Consider the following 15,403-nt stretch of genomic DNA (forward strand, 5'->3'; position numbering starts at 1 on the left):
CCTTACGCGAACGTCTTGGCGAACTGGTCGAGCGCGCCCTTGAGCTTCGCCTTGGTATCGTCGCTCAAATCCTTGCTGTCGCGGATCGCGCCGAGCACATCGGCATGATTGGCGCGCAGGTCGGCCAGCAAGCCGGCCTCGTAGCGCACGACATCGGTCACCGGGATCGTGTCGATATAGCCGTTGGTGCCGGCGAAGATCGAGGCCACCTGCTCCTCGAACGGCAGCGGCTGGAATTGCGGCTGCTTGAGCAGCTCAGTCAGCCGCGCGCCACGATTCAGCAGCTTCTGGGTGGAAGCATCGAGATCCGAGCCGAACTGCGCGAACGCCGCCATTTCGCGATATTGCGCCAGCTCCAGCTTGATCGAGCCGGCGACCTTCTTCATCGCCTTGGTCTGCGCGGCCGAGCCGACGCGGCTGACCGAGAGGCCGACGTTGATCGCCGGACGCACACCCTGGTAGAACAGATCGGTCTCCAGGAAGATCTGGCCGTCGGTGATCGAAATCACGTTGGTCGGAATATAAGCGGACACGTCACCGGCCTGCGTCTCGATGATCGGCAGTGCGGTCAGCGAGCCCGAGCCGTTGGCCTCGTTCATCTTGGCGGAGCGCTCGAGCAGACGCGAGTGGATGTAGAAGACGTCGCCCGGATAGGCCTCGCGGCCCGGCGGACGGCGCAACAGCAGCGACATCTGGCGATAGGCCACTGCCTGCTTGGACAGATCGTCATAGACGATGACGGCGTGCATGCCGTTGTCGCGGAAATATTCGCCCATCGCGCAGCCCGTATAGGGCGCGAGGAACTGCAGCGGGGCAGGCTCGGACGCGGTCGCGGCGACGACGATGGAATATTCCATCGCGCCATTCTCTTCGAGCGTGCGCACCAACTGGGCGACGGTCGAGCGCTTCTGGCCGACCGCGACGTAGATGCAATAAAGCTTCTTGCTCTCGTCATCGCCAGCGTTGGCAGCCTTCTGATTGATGAACGTGTCGATCGCGACGGCGGACTTGCCGGTCTGGCGGTCGCCGATGATGAGCTCGCGCTGGCCACGGCCCACGGGAACCAGCGCGTCGAGTGCCTTGAGACCTGTCTGGACCGGCTCATGGACCGACGTACGCGGGATGATGCCGGGCGCCTTGACCTCGACGCGGCTGCGCTCGGTCGTCGCGATCGGGCCCTTGCCGTCGATCGGATTCCCGAGGCCGTCGACCACGCGGCCGAGCAGCGCCTTGCCGACCGGAACGTCGACGATTGTCTGCGTGCGCTTGACGACATCGCCTTCCTTGATCTCGGCGTCCGAGCCGAAGATCACGACGCCGACATTGTCGGCTTCAAGGTTGAGCGCCATGCCCTGCACGCCGTTGGCGAACTCGACCATCTCGCCGGCCTGGACATTATCGAGGCCGTGGATGCGCGCGATGCCGTCACCGACCGACAGGACCGAGCCTACCTCGGACACCTCGGCGTCGGTGCCGAAGCCCGCAATCTGGTCGCGGATGACCTTGGAGATTTCTGCCGCGCGGATTTCCATGTTCAACCTTTCATCGCAGTCGCGAGTGCGTTCAATTTAGTGCGGATCGAGCCGTCGATCTGACGGCTGCCGAGGCGGACGATCAGTCCGCCAAGAATTTTGGGGTCGACGGTCGCGTCGACCGCGACTTCGCTGCCGACGATCGACTTGAGGCGCGCGGTAAGCGCCGCCATCTGCCCCGAGTCGAGCGGGTGGGCGGTGATCACCTGAGCGTTCGTTTCGCCGCGATGCCGCGCCGACAACAAATTGAAGTCGCGGATGATCGCGCCGAGCGCGCCGAGCCGGCGATTGTGCGCCAGCACGCCGAGGAAATTGGCAGTGAGCGGATCGAGCTGAAGCGGGCCGGCCAGTTGCGCGACCGCCTTGGCAGCATCGGTGCGGCTCACCAGCGGACTGGCGACCAGAGCCTTCAGATCGTCCGAATCGGCCAAAGCCTGCTTGAGCGTCGCGAGGCTGGCGCCAACCTGCTCGAGCTTGCCCTCGTCGCGGGCGAGCTCGAACAAGGCAGTCGCGTAGCGGCCGCTAAGACTTGCCTGTATGCCGCCGGAATACTCCACGCGCTCGTCGTCCCCTGATTTCGTGGTGCCCCGCGCCAACTGGGCAAGGCGAAAGCGGGCGCGCCGGATGGCCACCCACTTCGGTCGCGCGCCGACTAGCAACGGGCGCCGCGGAATGCAAGGCAAGCAACCGCCAAATGTCGGTTATCTGCATGCCATCCCTGCCATAACGGCATGCGGGAAGTCGTGAAGCCGGCCGAGCGAGCCGGAGGATAAGCGGGCGACGTCTGCCTGATCCGAACCACGACGATCCGCCAAGGTGGTGTGTTGCTGCTCCAGCCTATCGGGTTTGACAGCAAGACGCGGGATGCGGGACGGGCGGAGCGGGCATAGATGGATCGGGTTAGACACCGAGGACGTTGATCATGGATTACGATATTGCGGGCTCGATCCAGCCGCCTTCGCCGCTACCGATGCCTGATCCGGACGATTCCCGCTGGAATGCGGTGTTGCACCGCGACCGCGCAGCGGACGGCCGGTTCGTGACCGGCGTGCTGTCAACCGGCATCTATTGCCGTCCGTCCTGCGCCGCGCGTCATCCCCGGCGGGAAAATGTGCGTTTCTTCTCCAGCGGTGCAGAGGCGCGCGACTTCGGGCTGCGCGCCTGCATGCGTTGCCGACCGGACGAAATTGCCGCCGACGAAGCCGGGATCGCACGCGCCGTAGCGCTTATTCTGGAGGCGGAGGAGCCGCCGTCGCTCGAGCGGATGGCTGCCGTCGCCGGATACAGCCCTTATCATTTCCACCGCCTGTTCCGCCGCGCGACTGGGGTTACGCCCGCTGCCTACGTCCGCGCGCACCGTGCCAAACGCGCGGAGCAGGCCTTGAAGGAGTCCGATACCGTGACCGCGGCCCTCTATGACGCCGGCTATGCGGCACCCGCCCGTTTTTACGCCGAAGTGCCCGACCGGCTCGGTATGACGCCGTCGCGCTGGCGCGACGGCGGACGCGGCGAGACAATCCGCTGGGGCGTGGCCGAAACGGATCTCGGGCCGCTGCTCGTCGCCGCCACTGAGCGCGGCATTTGCCGGGTGGCGTTCGAACCGGACGATACGGAGCTACGGGAACATTTCCCCAATGCAGCCATCGAACCCGGCGGTGCCGCGCTGGAGGCGCTGATCGCCGAAGCGGTGGCATTCGTTGCTAGGCCGGGACGGGCGATGACGCTGCCGCTCGACGTGCGCGGCACCGCCTTCCAGCAGGCGGTGTGGCGCGAACTCGCGCGCGTGCCGGCGGGGGAGACATTAAGCTATGCCGCACTCGCTGCGCGCGCGGGTAAGCCCGGCGCAGCCCGGGCAGCGGGATCGGCGTGCGGAGCCAATCCGGTGGCTCTTCTGATCCCGTGCCACCGCGCCCAGCGCGGCGACGGCAGCCTTGGCGGCTATGCTTACGGGTTACCGATCAAGCAGGCATTGCTGGAGCGGGAAAAAGCTGAGGGGTAGGGCGGGGTATATTCGAACAATGGAGCCTCAAGCCTGATGAGTGATGTGCGGCTCGTCAGCATCGGAAGCGCCGACACCCATGCCACCCCCTCCACCCATCGCCCCACCGCCGCCGCCACTACCGCTGCGCTCTCCGCCATCGCTCTTACCAGCGGCGGTCCTGCCGCCCCCCGAGCCAGAAGGGCGGGCAGGTCCCTGCATCGGGATTTCCAGGTCGAAAGGGATCGGATCGAGGTCGAGCGCTTCGCGAACAAAGGCGCGCAGCGACACCACCAGTTGGTGGGTGTGGACGGGGTGGCCCGCAACAAGTTCACGCACGGCCTTATCCGCCAGGCGCACCTGCTCCTCCGTTCCGAGCAGAATGATGTTGGAGAGCGCCGCCTCCACCGCGTCACGGATGCGGCGAGTGCGATCGGATCGCGATGCGGTCTCGGCGGTGAGATCGAGCGCCGCCATGGGCTCTTGCTGCCGCTCGGCCTGCTCGCGCGGCCGCAGATCGCGCTTGTGAGTGGGATCGACAGCCAGATTGCCCGTGAACGAGCCGCCCAGCGTCTTGTAGGCCGCGATCAGGGTGCGGAGCCGCTCGTTGATCTGCCGGTTCGTGCGCTCGCGCCGCTGCTGGAACGTCATCATCGTGAGCAGGCGGATGCCGACGCCCAGAAGCGTGACAAGTGCGAGGCCCAAGACGGTGACGAGCAGGCTCTGCCACGAGCTGAAATCCAGGTTCCGCAATGATCTTCCTTCAATCGCGCTGTGCCAACGCGCACCGCGCGGCAACGTGTCCACTTCGCGGATATGAGGCGGCAGCGCTGATGGCCTGCCCAAACGAAGCGGCGGCGCCCGAAGGCACCGCCGCTGGTATTTCATTGCAGGATCGCCGGGTGGTTACCGGATCGCGTTCGTGACCACGGCGGCTATGATGCCGCTCGTGATGCCGACCAGCACCGCGTCGTTGCCCGACTGGACGTAATGATAGCCGCGCGGCGGGGCGCGCAGGCCGCGATAGTTGCGATAGTCGATCTGGCGATAATTGCGTGCCTGGCGCTGGTCGAAGCGCTGGCCCTTGCGCCAGTCGCTGCGATATTGCCGCGCCGTTTGGCGCACCACCGTCTTATGCACGACGTTGCCGTTGCGCTTCACGATCGTGGTCTGGCGCGCTTCGCGGTGGCCCTGCGCATCGGCGGCGGAAGCCACCAGCGGACTGAAGGCAACGGACGCGGTAAGCGCGGCGAGGATGAGCTTCTTCATAATCTTTCTCCGACATTTGGCGCCGTCGCTGGCGTCGAGACCTATCTAAGCGTCCCTTGTCTCAACCATGTCGCGTCCCACGCACGAAATTGTCGCAAGTTGTCGCAGTTCACAGCCGCTAGTTTTTCCTGGCACCGTCCCCGATCCTATCGATCTCGGGCAAAGTCATCGGCGGCGCATCGCCGTCTTTCAGCGTGTCGATCGTCGCCAGCATCTTCTGCGCCACGGCGGCCGAGCCGGGGTCGTGCACGGAGAAGGCCGCCGGCTTGAGCGCTACCCGCGCTTCCGTATAGCGGCGTTCGTCGATCAGCGATCCTGCCAGCGTTAGGCGCAGCCAGGAGGCTTGCGGTTGCAACTCGAACGCCCGCATCAGCGCGAGCCTGGCATTCGCCGAGGGCGTCTGGTGCGCCCTCACGAACGACTGGTAATAAGCGAACAGGATTTCAGGACTGCTGGCGTCGCCTTTATTGGCATCGACCAGGAGCTGGCGCGCACTCACCCATTTCGCCACGGCAAAGTCCTTCGCGTCCTCCAGCTTCTTCATCGCGATCAGGCCTTTGCCGAGCAGCGCGGAAGGATCGGACGGCTTGATCGCAAGCAGGGCGTCGGCGGTACGTTCCGCGGCATCCGTGTCGTCGGCGGCAAGCTGGACCCGCCACAGCAAGTCGAGCGTGGCTGGATCCCTGGGCGCGGCGACCGCGCGCTTCATCAGGTCGGCGGCGATCTTTGCCGGCTCGCCCGGCCGCAATCCGCGCATGTAGAGGAGGCGGTCCCACACCAAAGCCTGGCCGGCCGCATCCAGCGTTTCTACCCGGATGTTTTCTATCGCGGGCGCATTCTGCTGCGTAATGTGCAGGCCGGGGATGGAGGGGGCGTTGCGATAGGCCTCATATTCGCCGACCAGCTTGGAAAGATCACCGAACGCCTGCGTCGCCGCGTCTATCGGTTTCGTTCCCCCGCTGACCAGGCCCAGATATCGGCGCAGCTGCGGCGAGCGCTTGTCGTTGAAGACGAGATAATGGGTCAGCAGCCAGGCTTCGCTGTAAAAGGCAAAGACATCGCGCTTGCGGTTGTCCGGGTCGTCCGCCAGCAGCGCCCGGATCGGAATGGGATTGCTGGTATGCAATCCGGCGAAACGGTAGGTCGCGGCCTGGCCGACATTCGCCGATCCGTCGCTCGCGAAGCCGGTGGCGCCGAGCAGCTCGGCATAGCCTTCGACGAACCAGCCCGGATAGGCGGCGGTGTAGTTCTGCAACATGTAATGATGCGCATATTCGTGGAACAGCACGACTTGCGGCGAGAAATCGTCGTTGGAAGCATCATAGCTGGCGATGCGCGGGCCAACGGCGATCGGGCCCTGTGGCCCCACCGTATAGAAACCCGCCGCGTTGCTCTGGCCGATGAGATCGCCGACCTGGGCGGCATTGGCGACGAGGAAGACGGTGAGGGGCGCGGAATCCTCATCGGGTTTGCTGATCGACATCAGCCGCAGCAACTGATCGTAGCGTTCCAGCGCGACCACCGATTTCTGGATTTCGCTGGCGGGCCCCTGCGAATAGAGAATGAAGTGGCGCGACGTGGCGCGGCGCCATTCGGCATGGAGCGGGGCGGCCCAGGCGGCGCAGGCTGCAAGGAAAAGCAGCGCACTGCGCAACCGGCCGGCCTTCGAGGGCGCGCTCGCGATTAAAGACGGGGCGGGGCGGGCGCCCCTCAACGTGCCTCCATCAGGACTGGATGATCGAACGGGAATTGCGGCGTGCGCACATCGCCATAGCAACGGCTGCAGGTCGAGATTTCGTCATGCCTGCCGTCGGTCATCTTCTGCGCGAACGAATTGCGGGCGAGATTGGTGAGGGTCTCGCGGAACGTCTCGACCGTCAGATTGCCGAGCGGATGTTCGCGCACGAAATCCTGGCAGCAGGTGAGCACCGCGCCGTCGCAATCGACGATCAGGTCGCGCGCCACCTCGGCATCGCAGCGGATGCGGACGGGCGCGAGCGACAATTTGTCGAACAGGCTGCGATCTTCCATGCAGCGGCTCGCCATCGGATCGAACACCACCTCCCGCGCGCCGCGCGACATGAACCATTCGCGGATCATCACGAGCTCGTCGCGATTGGCGCGGCTGACGGGCACGCTGACGCGGACCTTGCCCGGGAAGTCGCGCAGGATCTGCTCATATTTGGGGAAGACGTTCTTGGCCCGCAGCGGCGTCATCAGGTAATTGTAGGTCTCCGGCGTCAGCGATTCACAATGTAGCGAGAGCAACGTCACGTAAGGGTACAGCACCTTGTGCCTGGCGCTGTTATAGGCGGCGCCATTGGTGTTGACCGAGAAGATCACGTCGGGAAGCCGTTCGTGCACATAGCGCGCGCGTTCGACCACCAGCGGGTCGACCAGCCCGTCGCCGAACAGCCCGAAGCCGATATGGCTGTCGACCGCGACGCCCTCGTCAACGATGCCGTCGATGATCTTGCGGAACAGATCCATCGGGATGGTGCCGCGCGGCGAGGCGGCGGTGCTGGCCTTGCCGGTTGGGCAATGGACGCACGAGGCGTTGCAGGTGCCGGTCGTGCCGATACCGACCGAATTCAGATGCGGGACGCCGCCGGCGGAGCGCGGCCGGGCCTTGGCCAATTCGCGCCGGGCAAGCGGCAGGGTCGGGGCAAAGACCAGCGCCGCACGAAAGAACAGCCCCGCCAGGCGCGGCCGATGCCGATATTTGGCCATGCCGCCCCATTTCTGGAGCAGCAACGCGAAGTTCCGGACCGGGCCGGTCGGGAGGGTCTGGTCGGGCACGTCCATCCCCTTACCAGAATTGAGGCGCCGGTTGAAAGCCGCTGGCGTCATATCGCCGGGCCGGGCAGAAGGGCTGCGTGCGGTGGCGGTTAGCGATAGCGTTGTGTGCGGCGCTTTCGAGCGGACCGGCCGTGCTTGCCCAATCGCCGGCCATCGTTTCGCCGACCATCCCTTCGCCGACGAACCCGGCGCCGCCCATGTCGCGTGCCGCCCCGGCCGTGCCGGACAAGGCGGCGCTCGCCGCGCCCGTCGTCCAGAGCGCGATCGAGGCATTGGCGCAGGACGCGCGGGAATATGCGCGCCTCTATAGCGTCCCCCTCGATCAGGCGATGCGCGAGCTGCAGGCCCAGCAGGACAGCGTTGCCGCGACCGACGCCCTCCAACAGACATATCGCGACCGCCTCGCCGGTCTTGCGATTGCGCATGACGGCGGCTTGCGGATCGTCGTGCTGCTGACCGGCAGCGAAGCCGTTCCCGATCAGGCGATCACCGCCGCCGGCCTGACTATCCCCGTCACCTTTCAGACCGGCGCGCCCGCCACGCGCGACCGGATCCTGGCCGCGATCGCCGCGCATCAGGCGGAGATCCGGGCGGCCCTGCGCAACCCGCCCGGCATGGGCGTCGATCCGCGTAGCGGGATGCTGGCGGTGATGGTCAAGGCGGCCGATGTCGGCGCGGACGGGCCGGAGGCGCTGGCGGCGCGGCTGAGCGAAATTGCGACGGTTCCGGTGCGGGTGGTGAGCTGGGGCGACGCCGATACCAATTTGATGGCCGAGGGCGGGGGGCGCGTGATCGGCTTCGATCCGGCGATCGGCCGGCGCGGCGTCTGCACCAGCGGCTTCGTCGTGACCGACGGCGCGCAGAGCGGCATCGCCACCGCCGCCCATTGCCCGGACCAGATCGACTATGTCGAGCCCGGCGGCGGCGAGGTGCCATTGACTATGATCGGCGCCTGGGGCGCTTTCTATCAGGACGTGCAGATCCACACCGGGGCGGGTCCGCTGGCGCCGCTTTTCTATGCGGACAAGGGCAAGACCGTCTCGCGGCCGGTGACGAGCTGGCGCAATCGCACCAGCACGCGCTCCGGCGACGTCGTCTGCCATCGCGGCGAGCGCACGGGCTATAGCTGTGCCGAGGTCCAATATGTCGATTATGCCCCGCCCGGCGACCTGTGCGCCGGCCCGTGCGAGCCGAGCTGGGTGGCGGTGCGCGGGCCCGACTGCAAGGGCGGCGACAGCGGCGGCCCGGTGTTCAGCGCCACCATCGCCTTCGGGCTCGTCAAGGGATCGAGCTATACCGCCGACGGCCGCTGCCGGCTCTATTATTATATGTCGACCGACTATCTGCCGCCAGGCTGGACGCTGGCTTACCAGAGCGGAGGCGCGGCACCGCAAAATAAAAAACACCAGATTCGAACTAGATGATTTCACCGATATGGTTCGTTTCGCAGGAAAAGGCGAATATTCGCGAACCGTGTTGGTTAACTGACAATTTCAAACAGCCTGGGAAAGCAGGCGGCAACCAACCCGCTGGCTAGCGTCATACATCTTTGTTCCTGTTTTGTCCAGGTGGAAACGCCTGGATAGATGTGGAGCCAGTCGCGCCGGGCGCGGCGTGCCCACGAGGCTGAGAACAGCTTCCGCTCCGATGCCGTTTGTTGCAGCGACGAGGTCGTTGCCTTGATCCATGCCGATCGAGGCGCAGCCGACTTGACCCTAGGTCAGCGCCTCGAAACTATCGGTTTGCACGACCCCGGAGGGTGGAATGGATCGACGACAGTTTCTGGCAAGCGCGGCGGCCATCGGGGTGACTGGCATCTGGGTGAAGGGATCGGCCGCATCGCCATCGCGGGTCGCGTGGCGCGAGGAGCGTGCGCTATACCCGCAGGGCGTCGCCTCGGGCGATCCGGACGAGCATAGCGTGGTGCTGTGGACCCGGCGCCCGTTCGATCGCGGCGAACGGCACATGCTGACGGTGGAAGTGGCGCTGGATGCGGAGTTCCGCCGCGTGGTCGCCACGGCGCGGGCGCCGGTGCTGGCGGCGGCCGACCATACGTGCCGGGCGATGATCGGCGGTCTGGCGCCCGCGACGGTCTATCATTACCGTTTCACGGACGAGACGGGCGCCGGCAGCCGGATCGGACGCACGATCACCGCCCCGCGCGTCACCGATCCGCGTCCGGTCCGCTTCGCCTTCGTGTCATGCCAGAGCGTCAACGAAGGCGCCCAGAATGCCTTCCGCCGGATGATCTGGGAGGACGAAAACGCGCCCGCCGGCGGCAAGCTCGGCTTCGTGCTCCATCTGGGCGACTTCATCTACGAGGTGGTCGAATATCCCGACGAGGTGCCGCATCGCTATGGGCGCACGGTGTACGATCTCGGGCGCATCCCCGACGCGCGCAAGGTCGCCAATTTCCACGTGCCGACCAACCTCGCCGGCTACCGCCACGTCTATCGCGCGCATATCGACGACCCCGACATCCAGGATGCGCGGGCACATTTTCCGTTCGTCTGCATCGGCGACAATCACGAATTCTCGTGGCAAGGCTGGCAAAGCTTCATCAAATATCCCGGCAGCGAACCCGAGCCCGCGCAGCCGCTGCGCGTCGCCGCCAACCAGGCCTGGTGGGAATATATCCCGTCGCGCGTGCGCAAGGCATCGGGCGACGGGCTCGACCAGTTCCGCCCGCCGCAGGTGGCGAAGGCGGCGATCGAGACGTTTGACGATCATGGCTTCGGCATCGAGGCCAATAACCGCGTCGCCGTCGGCAGCATGACCGCCTATCGCGCGCTGCGCTACGGCAAGCATGTCGAGCTGATCCTGACCGATTTCCACAGCTATAAGATGGCGGACCCGACCGATCGGCCCGAGGCGGCGGCGCTCGACTCGGGCGACTATCCGGTGGTGCCGCAGGAGTGGATGGAGATCGTCGACGGGGGCAGCGATTATGCCGGCGGCAACCCGCCCGCGACCATCGCGATCGGTGACAAGACCATTTCCAATTTTCGCAAGGGCGAGCCGCCATTCACGATGCTCGGCCGGGAGCAGAAAGCGTGGCTTAAGGAACGGCTGACCCGATCGACCGCGACCTGGAAGATCTGGGGCGCGACCAACGGCACGCTCGACATGCGGACCGATCCGCAGAATCTGCCCGCCGGGATGGTCAAGGCGCCATGGCCGGGCAAGGGCTACGGCACGTTCGGCGGCGGCGATTTCAGCGGCGCGTTCGCCGAGCGCGCGGAGATTTACGACCTGGTCCGCGACCGGAAAATATCGGGCTTCGTCACCGTCTCGGGCGATCGCCACAGCTTCTGGGCCGGCTATGCCGCGCCGGCGCTGCCGCCCGCCGGGTTCGCGCCGGTGGGGATCAGCTTCATCACCGGCTCGATCTCCGCACCGGGCCTCGCCGAAGCGATGGAATATAAGAAGGCGGATACGCCGCTACTGCCGTTGTTCGTGCGCAAGCCGGCGGGCGCCGCGCCCGAGGCGGTGATCAACCTGACGTTGAAGCGCGGGGTGCGCGCGGCACTGGAATATGCGGCGAGCGGCGACATCGCGAAGGCGCGGGCGCTGACCAATCCCGACGTCGCGCCGCATCTGGAGTTCGTCGACATGGCCGGGCACGGTTATTCGGTGGTCAGCGCCGGACCGGACACGATCGAGACCGAGTTTGTGTGCATCGTTCGGCCGATTACGCGGGCCACCACGGCGGACGGTGGGCCGTTGCGGTATCGGGTGGCGCATGAGGCGCGGTTGTGGGAGGCGGGGGGCGTGCCGAAGCTGGAGCAGCGGATGGTTGAGGGGCAGGCTGAGTTGTCGGTTTGAGTTGGGATTTGATGTAAGTCCTATCGAAGCTGGGTGGTTGCGTCTGCCGAAACGCAATTAGGTATTGTGTCCCGGAATCCCGAAATCCTTGTGTTCCCGAATTTCCGACAAATAAGGGGAGCTAAGCGCCCACCTCCGGTCGTTCACACAGAGTCCCGACAACCCTGAGCGCTGCCCCGGGTGCGTATCGCGCGGACTCCGTGCATGCTGCGCGGACGGCAAGGAACGTTAAGCGCAGCGGTCACAGCCAGCCCTGCTCGCGGGCGATGCGACTTGCTTCGATGCGATTGGATGCGCCGAGCTTGGCGGCGGCCTCGGACAAATAGTTGCGCACGGTACCGGGGGACAGTTCGAGCGTGCGCGCGATTTCCTTGTTCGACTGGCCGTCCTGCGCAAGGCGGAGGACGGCGCGCTCGCGATCGGTGAGCGGATCGGGCGGCGCGAAGGCGGCGGTGGCGGCGAGCGACGAATCGATGACGCGACCGCCGCGGGCGACCTGGCGGATCGCATCGGCGAGTTTATCGGCCGGGCTGTCTTTGAGAAGGTAGCCGCATACGCCGGCGCCGATGGCGCGGCGCAGATAGCCGGCGCGGCCGAAGGTGGTGACGATCAGCACACGGGTGGGCGAGCGCTCCTCGGTGAGGCGGGCGGCCACTTCGATCCCGGTGAGGCCGGGCATCTCGATATCCGACAGCAAGACATCCGGTGCGAGCGACCGGACGCTGTCGAGCGCGGCCAGGCCATCGGGGGCGCGCCCGACCACGTCGATATCGGGCTCAAGCGCGAGCAGCGATGCCAGCGCGCCGAGCACCATGCCCTGATCCTCGGCAATGACGACGCGGATCATGCAGCGGCGGCCGCCGGGACCGCCGCCATTACCTCGGTGCCGCTTTTGCCCGGCTGGACGCGGAGGCGCCCGCCCGCCGCCGACAGCCGCGCGCGCATGCCGCGCAGACCCGAGCCTTCGGCAAAGCGACCGCCCTGACCGTCATCCGAGACGGTGAGCCGCATCCCGTCTGCGTCCTGCTCGAGCATGATCTCGCAGCGCGTCGCGGCGGCGTGGCGGATAACGTTGGTGACCGCCTCGCGCAGCGCCATTGCCAGCACCGCGCCGTTGGCGGCGGGGATGACCACGTTTTCGCCGGTGATCTCGCAGGCAACACCGGCGGTGGCTAGCGCGGCGCGGGACGCCTCGATCTCGCGGGCTAAGCCAGCCTCGCTCATGCCGGCTACCGTGGCGCGAACTTCAGCGAGTCCGCTGCGCGCGGCTTGGCCCGCTTCGCGCATCTCGCGCTCGGCGGCCTGTGGGTCCGAGGCGATCAGGCGGACGGCGAGGTCGCTCTTGAGCGCGATCAGCGTCAGCGTGCGGCCAAGCAGGTCGTGGAGATCGCGGGCGATACGCTCGCGCTCGGCTTCCTGCGCAAGCAAGCGGACTTCCTCCTGCGCCTTGAGCAGTGCGCCGTGCTTTTCGCCGAGCGCGATGCCCGCCATTTTGCTGTAGACGACCATGGCTTCGAAAAGCGCGATCATCGCCACGACGTACCAAGGCATGCCCTGAAGGATCGTTGCAATCACCGAAACCGCGATGAACGCCGCGACTAGCCGCACGCCATCGCGGGCCGGCGGCAGCTCGGCTGCTGCCGAGCAAGCATAGACCGCCAACACGGTCCAATTTCCGCCGAACGGGATCATCACCAGTGCCAGCAGCAGGATCAGCACCGCGGGCAGGATTACCGCCCGGCCAGAGCATCGCGCCGCATAGAGATAGAGCGCGAGGAAGACGAACAGCCCGGCGATCGAGACGACGAGGTCGAACGTATTGGGCGTATGGTACAGCCAGGTCATGCCGTACAAAGGCAGATAGGCAAGCCACACCCACGGACGACGGACGTCGAATACACGCTGGTACCAGCTTTGGTCCGACGGGGGTGCCGCAGTTTCTTGCATGACCCTTATGCTGTTCCGCATCAGTCCGGCGGTCAAGCCGGGCTGCGCCGCCAGCCGCCGACCGCAAACCACGCGGCGAGGATGGTGATACCCATCAGCGCGGCGATATGGGCGAGGATCGAGCCTTGCGGTGGCACTCCGATTATCGAGAGCGCGAGCTGGCCGAGATGGAAGGAGGGCGTGACCCAGGCGAGATGCTGCATCCACGGCGGCAGGATCGTGATCGGCATCCACAGCCCGCCGAGGATCGAGAAGCCGAGATAGCAGGCGTTGGCGGCGGCGATCGCGCCCTTGGCGCCGATCCGCATGCCGATCGAAAATCCGACCAGAGCGAAGGGGATGACCGCGGCGAGGTGGACCGCGGCAAGCAGTGCCCATTTCTCCGCCGGCAACCGGACACCGCCGACCAGCGACAGGCTGTAGATCAGCACCAGCGCGAGCGCCGCCATCGCACCGGCCGACACCAATTTGGCGACGACATAGGCGCCACCGGGGAGCGGCGAGACGCGCTTGAGCTCGATGAGCCCGCTTTCGCGCTCGACCGCAACGCCGGCGCCGAAGCCGAACAAGGCCGGGCCGGTCGCGGCGAACACCCCGAAGGTGGCGAGCGAATAGGCCGCCGCGTCAGCCCCGCCCTTGTTAAGCGCGATCGCGAATAGGCCATAGAAGACCGCGGGGGTGATGATCGTCGGTAGCGCGAATTGCGGCAGTCGCAGATTCTTGCGGAGCTCGGAGACGCTTTCGCGCGCAAAGACGCCGACCGGATTGGCAAGTGCACTAGCCATCATGCTGCCTTTCGCGTGGTGGTGGAGAGATTGGCCAGGGCTTCCTCGAGGGAAGCGGCGCTGATCGTCAGATCGGTGAGCGACGGATCGGCGGCGAGCAAAGCGCGGGCGCTGGCGGCGGCATCGGCGACGAGAAGGGTGGCGGCCGCGCCGCTGCGGGCGACCGAGCGTACGCCGGGGAGCGCGGCAAGGTGCGGATCGGTGAGCGTGGTGCGGCAGCGAACCGTCGAGCCGCCGACGCTGGCCTTGATCCCGGCCGGGGCGTCGTCGGCGATGATCCGGCCTTCGGCGATGACGACGATGCGGTCGGCGAGGGCGTCGGCCTCTTCCAGATAATGCGTGGTCAGCAGCACCGCGGCGCCGCTGTCGGCCTCCCCACGGACCGTGGTCCAAAGGTGGCGGCGGGCTTCGTGGTCAAGGCCGGTAGTGGGCTCGTCGAGGACGAGCAGGTCCGGCTGGCCGCAGATGGCGAGGGCATAATGAAGGCGACGCTGCTGCCCGCCCGAGAGCCTACCGGCGGCGCGTTTTTCGAGGCCTTCGAGGCCGGCGAGGGCGATCGTCTCGGACACTTCGCGGGGACGGCGGTAATAGCCCGATTGCAGCGTCACCAATTCGCGCACGGTGAGCACGTCGGGTAGGCCGGCGCTCTGGAGCATGACCCCCATCCGGGCGCGGGCGAGCGGTCGCGATGGATCGAGCCCGAATAGGTCGACCTTGCCGCTGTCCGCGGTCAGCCGCCCGGTGAGCAGGCCGACGGTTGTGGTTTTGCCGGCGCCGTTAGGGCCGAGCAAGGCGGTGACTTCGCCGGCGCGGATCGCGAGGTCGATGCCGTCGAGCACCGTGTAGCTGCCGAACTTCTTAGAGACAGCTTCGAGCTGCCCGACGATCTGCATGTGATCTCTGCCCATATTTTCGCTCCTTCGATCACGTGCTCATCGAGGAGAGGGACGGTGCGCACCAGTGCGCGTCGTCAGGGAAAAGGGGTGACAGATGTCATCAATTCCGACGCAGGTAAGGATATTGCGTGATCGATAAGGCAGCTTTCCTGCGTCGGTAGACTGTCACTTTGCTGCCCGCGACTGCTCCCGAAAGTTGGCACTAACGACCGGAATTGAGGCGCGTAGCTGGAAGCAGCCATTTGTCCGCTGTGCCTACGTCATGCCCAGGCAGGGCGCTATCTGGATCCCTTTCACCTGAGTCGGAGGTCCAGATGATTTAGCTGCCCCCAGGACGAGACCTGAGGCGTTCCCCACGTACCCGTCACGATC

The 15,403-nt window shown here is 66.2% G+C and carries 13 protein-coding genes; 3 read left to right on the forward strand and 10 right to left on the reverse strand.

Translation table 11 applies throughout. The features are described 5' to 3' along the window. Window positions 1-2: 2 nt before the first annotated feature. A complete protein-coding gene (gene atpA, locus DX905_RS00095) occupies window positions 3-1,532 on the reverse strand; it encodes a F0F1 ATP synthase subunit alpha (protein WP_116089521.1) in 1,530 nt (509 codons plus the stop codon). A 2-nt stretch (window positions 1,533-1,534) separates the two neighbouring features. Further along, window positions 1,535-2,089 carry a F0F1 ATP synthase subunit delta gene (locus DX905_RS00100; protein WP_116092205.1) on the reverse strand — a complete coding sequence of 185 codons (555 nt, stop codon included), beginning with the start codon at window positions 2,087-2,089 and terminating at the stop codon, window positions 1,535-1,537. Window positions 2,090-2,502: 413 nt separating this feature from the next. Between DX905_RS00100 and ada the strand changes: the two genes are divergently transcribed. Continuing rightward, window positions 2,503-3,531, forward strand: coding sequence for a bifunctional DNA-binding transcriptional regulator/O6-methylguanine-DNA methyltransferase Ada (ada, locus tag DX905_RS00105; RefSeq protein ID WP_116092206.1), 1,029 nt, complete (start codon window positions 2,503-2,505; stop codon window positions 3,529-3,531). Window positions 3,532-3,558: 27 nt separating this feature from the next. On the opposite strand, the gene DX905_RS00110 is transcribed toward ada, so the two are convergent. The 4 genes from DX905_RS00110 to DX905_RS00125 form a co-directional block, all read right to left on the reverse strand. Continuing rightward, window positions 3,559-4,263 (reverse strand): hypothetical protein, encoded by a 705-nt coding sequence (locus DX905_RS00110; RefSeq protein ID WP_116089522.1) that lies wholly within the window; start codon window positions 4,261-4,263, stop codon window positions 3,559-3,561. A 153-nt stretch (window positions 4,264-4,416) separates the two neighbouring features. Continuing rightward, window positions 4,417-4,779, reverse strand: a complete 363-nt coding sequence (locus tag DX905_RS00115; protein WP_420822126.1) for an RcnB family protein — start codon at window positions 4,777-4,779, stop codon at window positions 4,417-4,419. Between the two features lie 118 nt (window positions 4,780-4,897). Next, a complete protein-coding gene (locus tag DX905_RS00120) occupies window positions 4,898-6,433 on the reverse strand; it encodes a hypothetical protein (RefSeq protein WP_116089524.1) in 1,536 nt (511 codons plus the stop codon). Window positions 6,434-6,489: 56 nt separating this feature from the next. Beyond that, window positions 6,490-7,578, reverse strand: a complete 1,089-nt coding sequence (locus tag DX905_RS00125) for a radical SAM/SPASM domain-containing protein (protein WP_162875388.1) — start codon at window positions 7,576-7,578, stop codon at window positions 6,490-6,492. A 197-nt stretch (window positions 7,579-7,775) separates the two neighbouring features. Between DX905_RS00125 and DX905_RS00130 the strand changes: the two genes are divergently transcribed. After that, on the forward strand, window positions 7,776-9,002 hold the full coding sequence (locus DX905_RS00130; protein WP_116092207.1) for a chymotrypsin family serine protease: 1,227 nt from the start codon (window positions 7,776-7,778) through the stop codon (window positions 9,000-9,002). A 340-nt stretch (window positions 9,003-9,342) separates the two neighbouring features. Beyond that, a complete protein-coding gene (locus DX905_RS00135) occupies window positions 9,343-11,403 on the forward strand; it encodes an alkaline phosphatase D family protein (protein ID WP_116089526.1) in 2,061 nt (686 codons plus the stop codon). 241 nt (window positions 11,404-11,644) lie between these two features. On the opposite strand, the gene DX905_RS00140 is transcribed toward DX905_RS00135, so the two are convergent. From DX905_RS00140 to DX905_RS00155, 4 genes are read right to left on the reverse strand one after another with little or no spacing between them, the layout of a single operon-like run. Then, window positions 11,645-12,250: a response regulator transcription factor gene (locus DX905_RS00140; RefSeq protein WP_116089527.1), complete on the reverse strand. Its 606-nt coding sequence runs from the start codon at window positions 12,248-12,250 to the stop codon at window positions 11,645-11,647. Continuing rightward, entirely contained in the window at window positions 12,247-13,350 is a 1,104-nt protein-coding gene (locus DX905_RS00145) for a sensor histidine kinase (RefSeq protein WP_162875389.1), read from the reverse strand. The genes DX905_RS00140 and DX905_RS00145 overlap by 4 nt, the downstream gene beginning before the upstream one ends. A gap of 32 nt (window positions 13,351-13,382) precedes the next feature. Next, window positions 13,383-14,135, reverse strand: coding sequence for an ABC transporter permease (locus DX905_RS00150; RefSeq protein ID WP_240320659.1), 753 nt, complete (start codon window positions 14,133-14,135; stop codon window positions 13,383-13,385). Next, on the reverse strand, window positions 14,135-15,043 hold the full coding sequence (locus tag DX905_RS00155) for an ABC transporter ATP-binding protein (protein ID WP_116089530.1): 909 nt from the start codon (window positions 15,041-15,043) through the stop codon (window positions 14,135-14,137). Before DX905_RS00155 ends, DX905_RS00150 begins: the two co-directional genes overlap by 1 nt. Window positions 15,044-15,403 lie beyond the last annotated feature (360 nt).

The organism is Sphingomonas crusticola (genome assembly GCF_003391115.1).
In the GTDB taxonomy this organism is placed as follows: Bacteria; Pseudomonadota; Alphaproteobacteria; order Sphingomonadales; family Sphingomonadaceae; genus Sphingomonas_I; species Sphingomonas_I crusticola.

What these genes read in the sequence shown, in the direction of transcription:
- atpA (WP_116089521.1), bottom strand. Translation starts at nt 1,532, where the DNA reads ATGGAAATCCGCGCGGCAGAAATCTCCAAGGTCATCCGCGACCAGATT.
- ada (WP_116092206.1), top strand. Translation starts at nt 2,503, where the DNA reads ATGCCTGATCCGGACGATTCCCGCTGGAATGCGGTGTTGCACCGCGAC.
- DX905_RS00115 (WP_420822126.1), bottom strand. Translation starts at nt 4,779, where the DNA reads ATGAAGAAGCTCATCCTCGCCGCGCTTACCGCGTCCGTTGCCTTCAGT.
- DX905_RS00130 (WP_116092207.1), top strand. Translation starts at nt 7,776, where the DNA reads ATGTCGCGTGCCGCCCCGGCCGTGCCGGACAAGGCGGCGCTCGCCGCG.
- DX905_RS00135 (WP_116089526.1), top strand. Translation starts at nt 9,343, where the DNA reads ATGGATCGACGACAGTTTCTGGCAAGCGCGGCGGCCATCGGGGTGACT.
- DX905_RS00140 (WP_116089527.1), bottom strand. Translation starts at nt 12,250, where the DNA reads ATGATCCGCGTCGTCATTGCCGAGGATCAGGGCATGGTGCTCGGCGCG.
- DX905_RS00145 (WP_162875389.1), bottom strand. Translation starts at nt 13,350, where the DNA reads ATGCAAGAAACTGCGGCACCCCCGTCGGACCAAAGCTGGTACCAGCGT.
- DX905_RS00150 (WP_240320659.1), bottom strand. Translation starts at nt 14,135, where the DNA reads ATGGCTAGTGCACTTGCCAATCCGGTCGGCGTCTTTGCGCGCGAAAGC.
- DX905_RS00155 (WP_116089530.1), bottom strand. Translation starts at nt 15,043, where the DNA reads ATGGGCAGAGATCACATGCAGATCGTCGGGCAGCTCGAAGCTGTCTCT.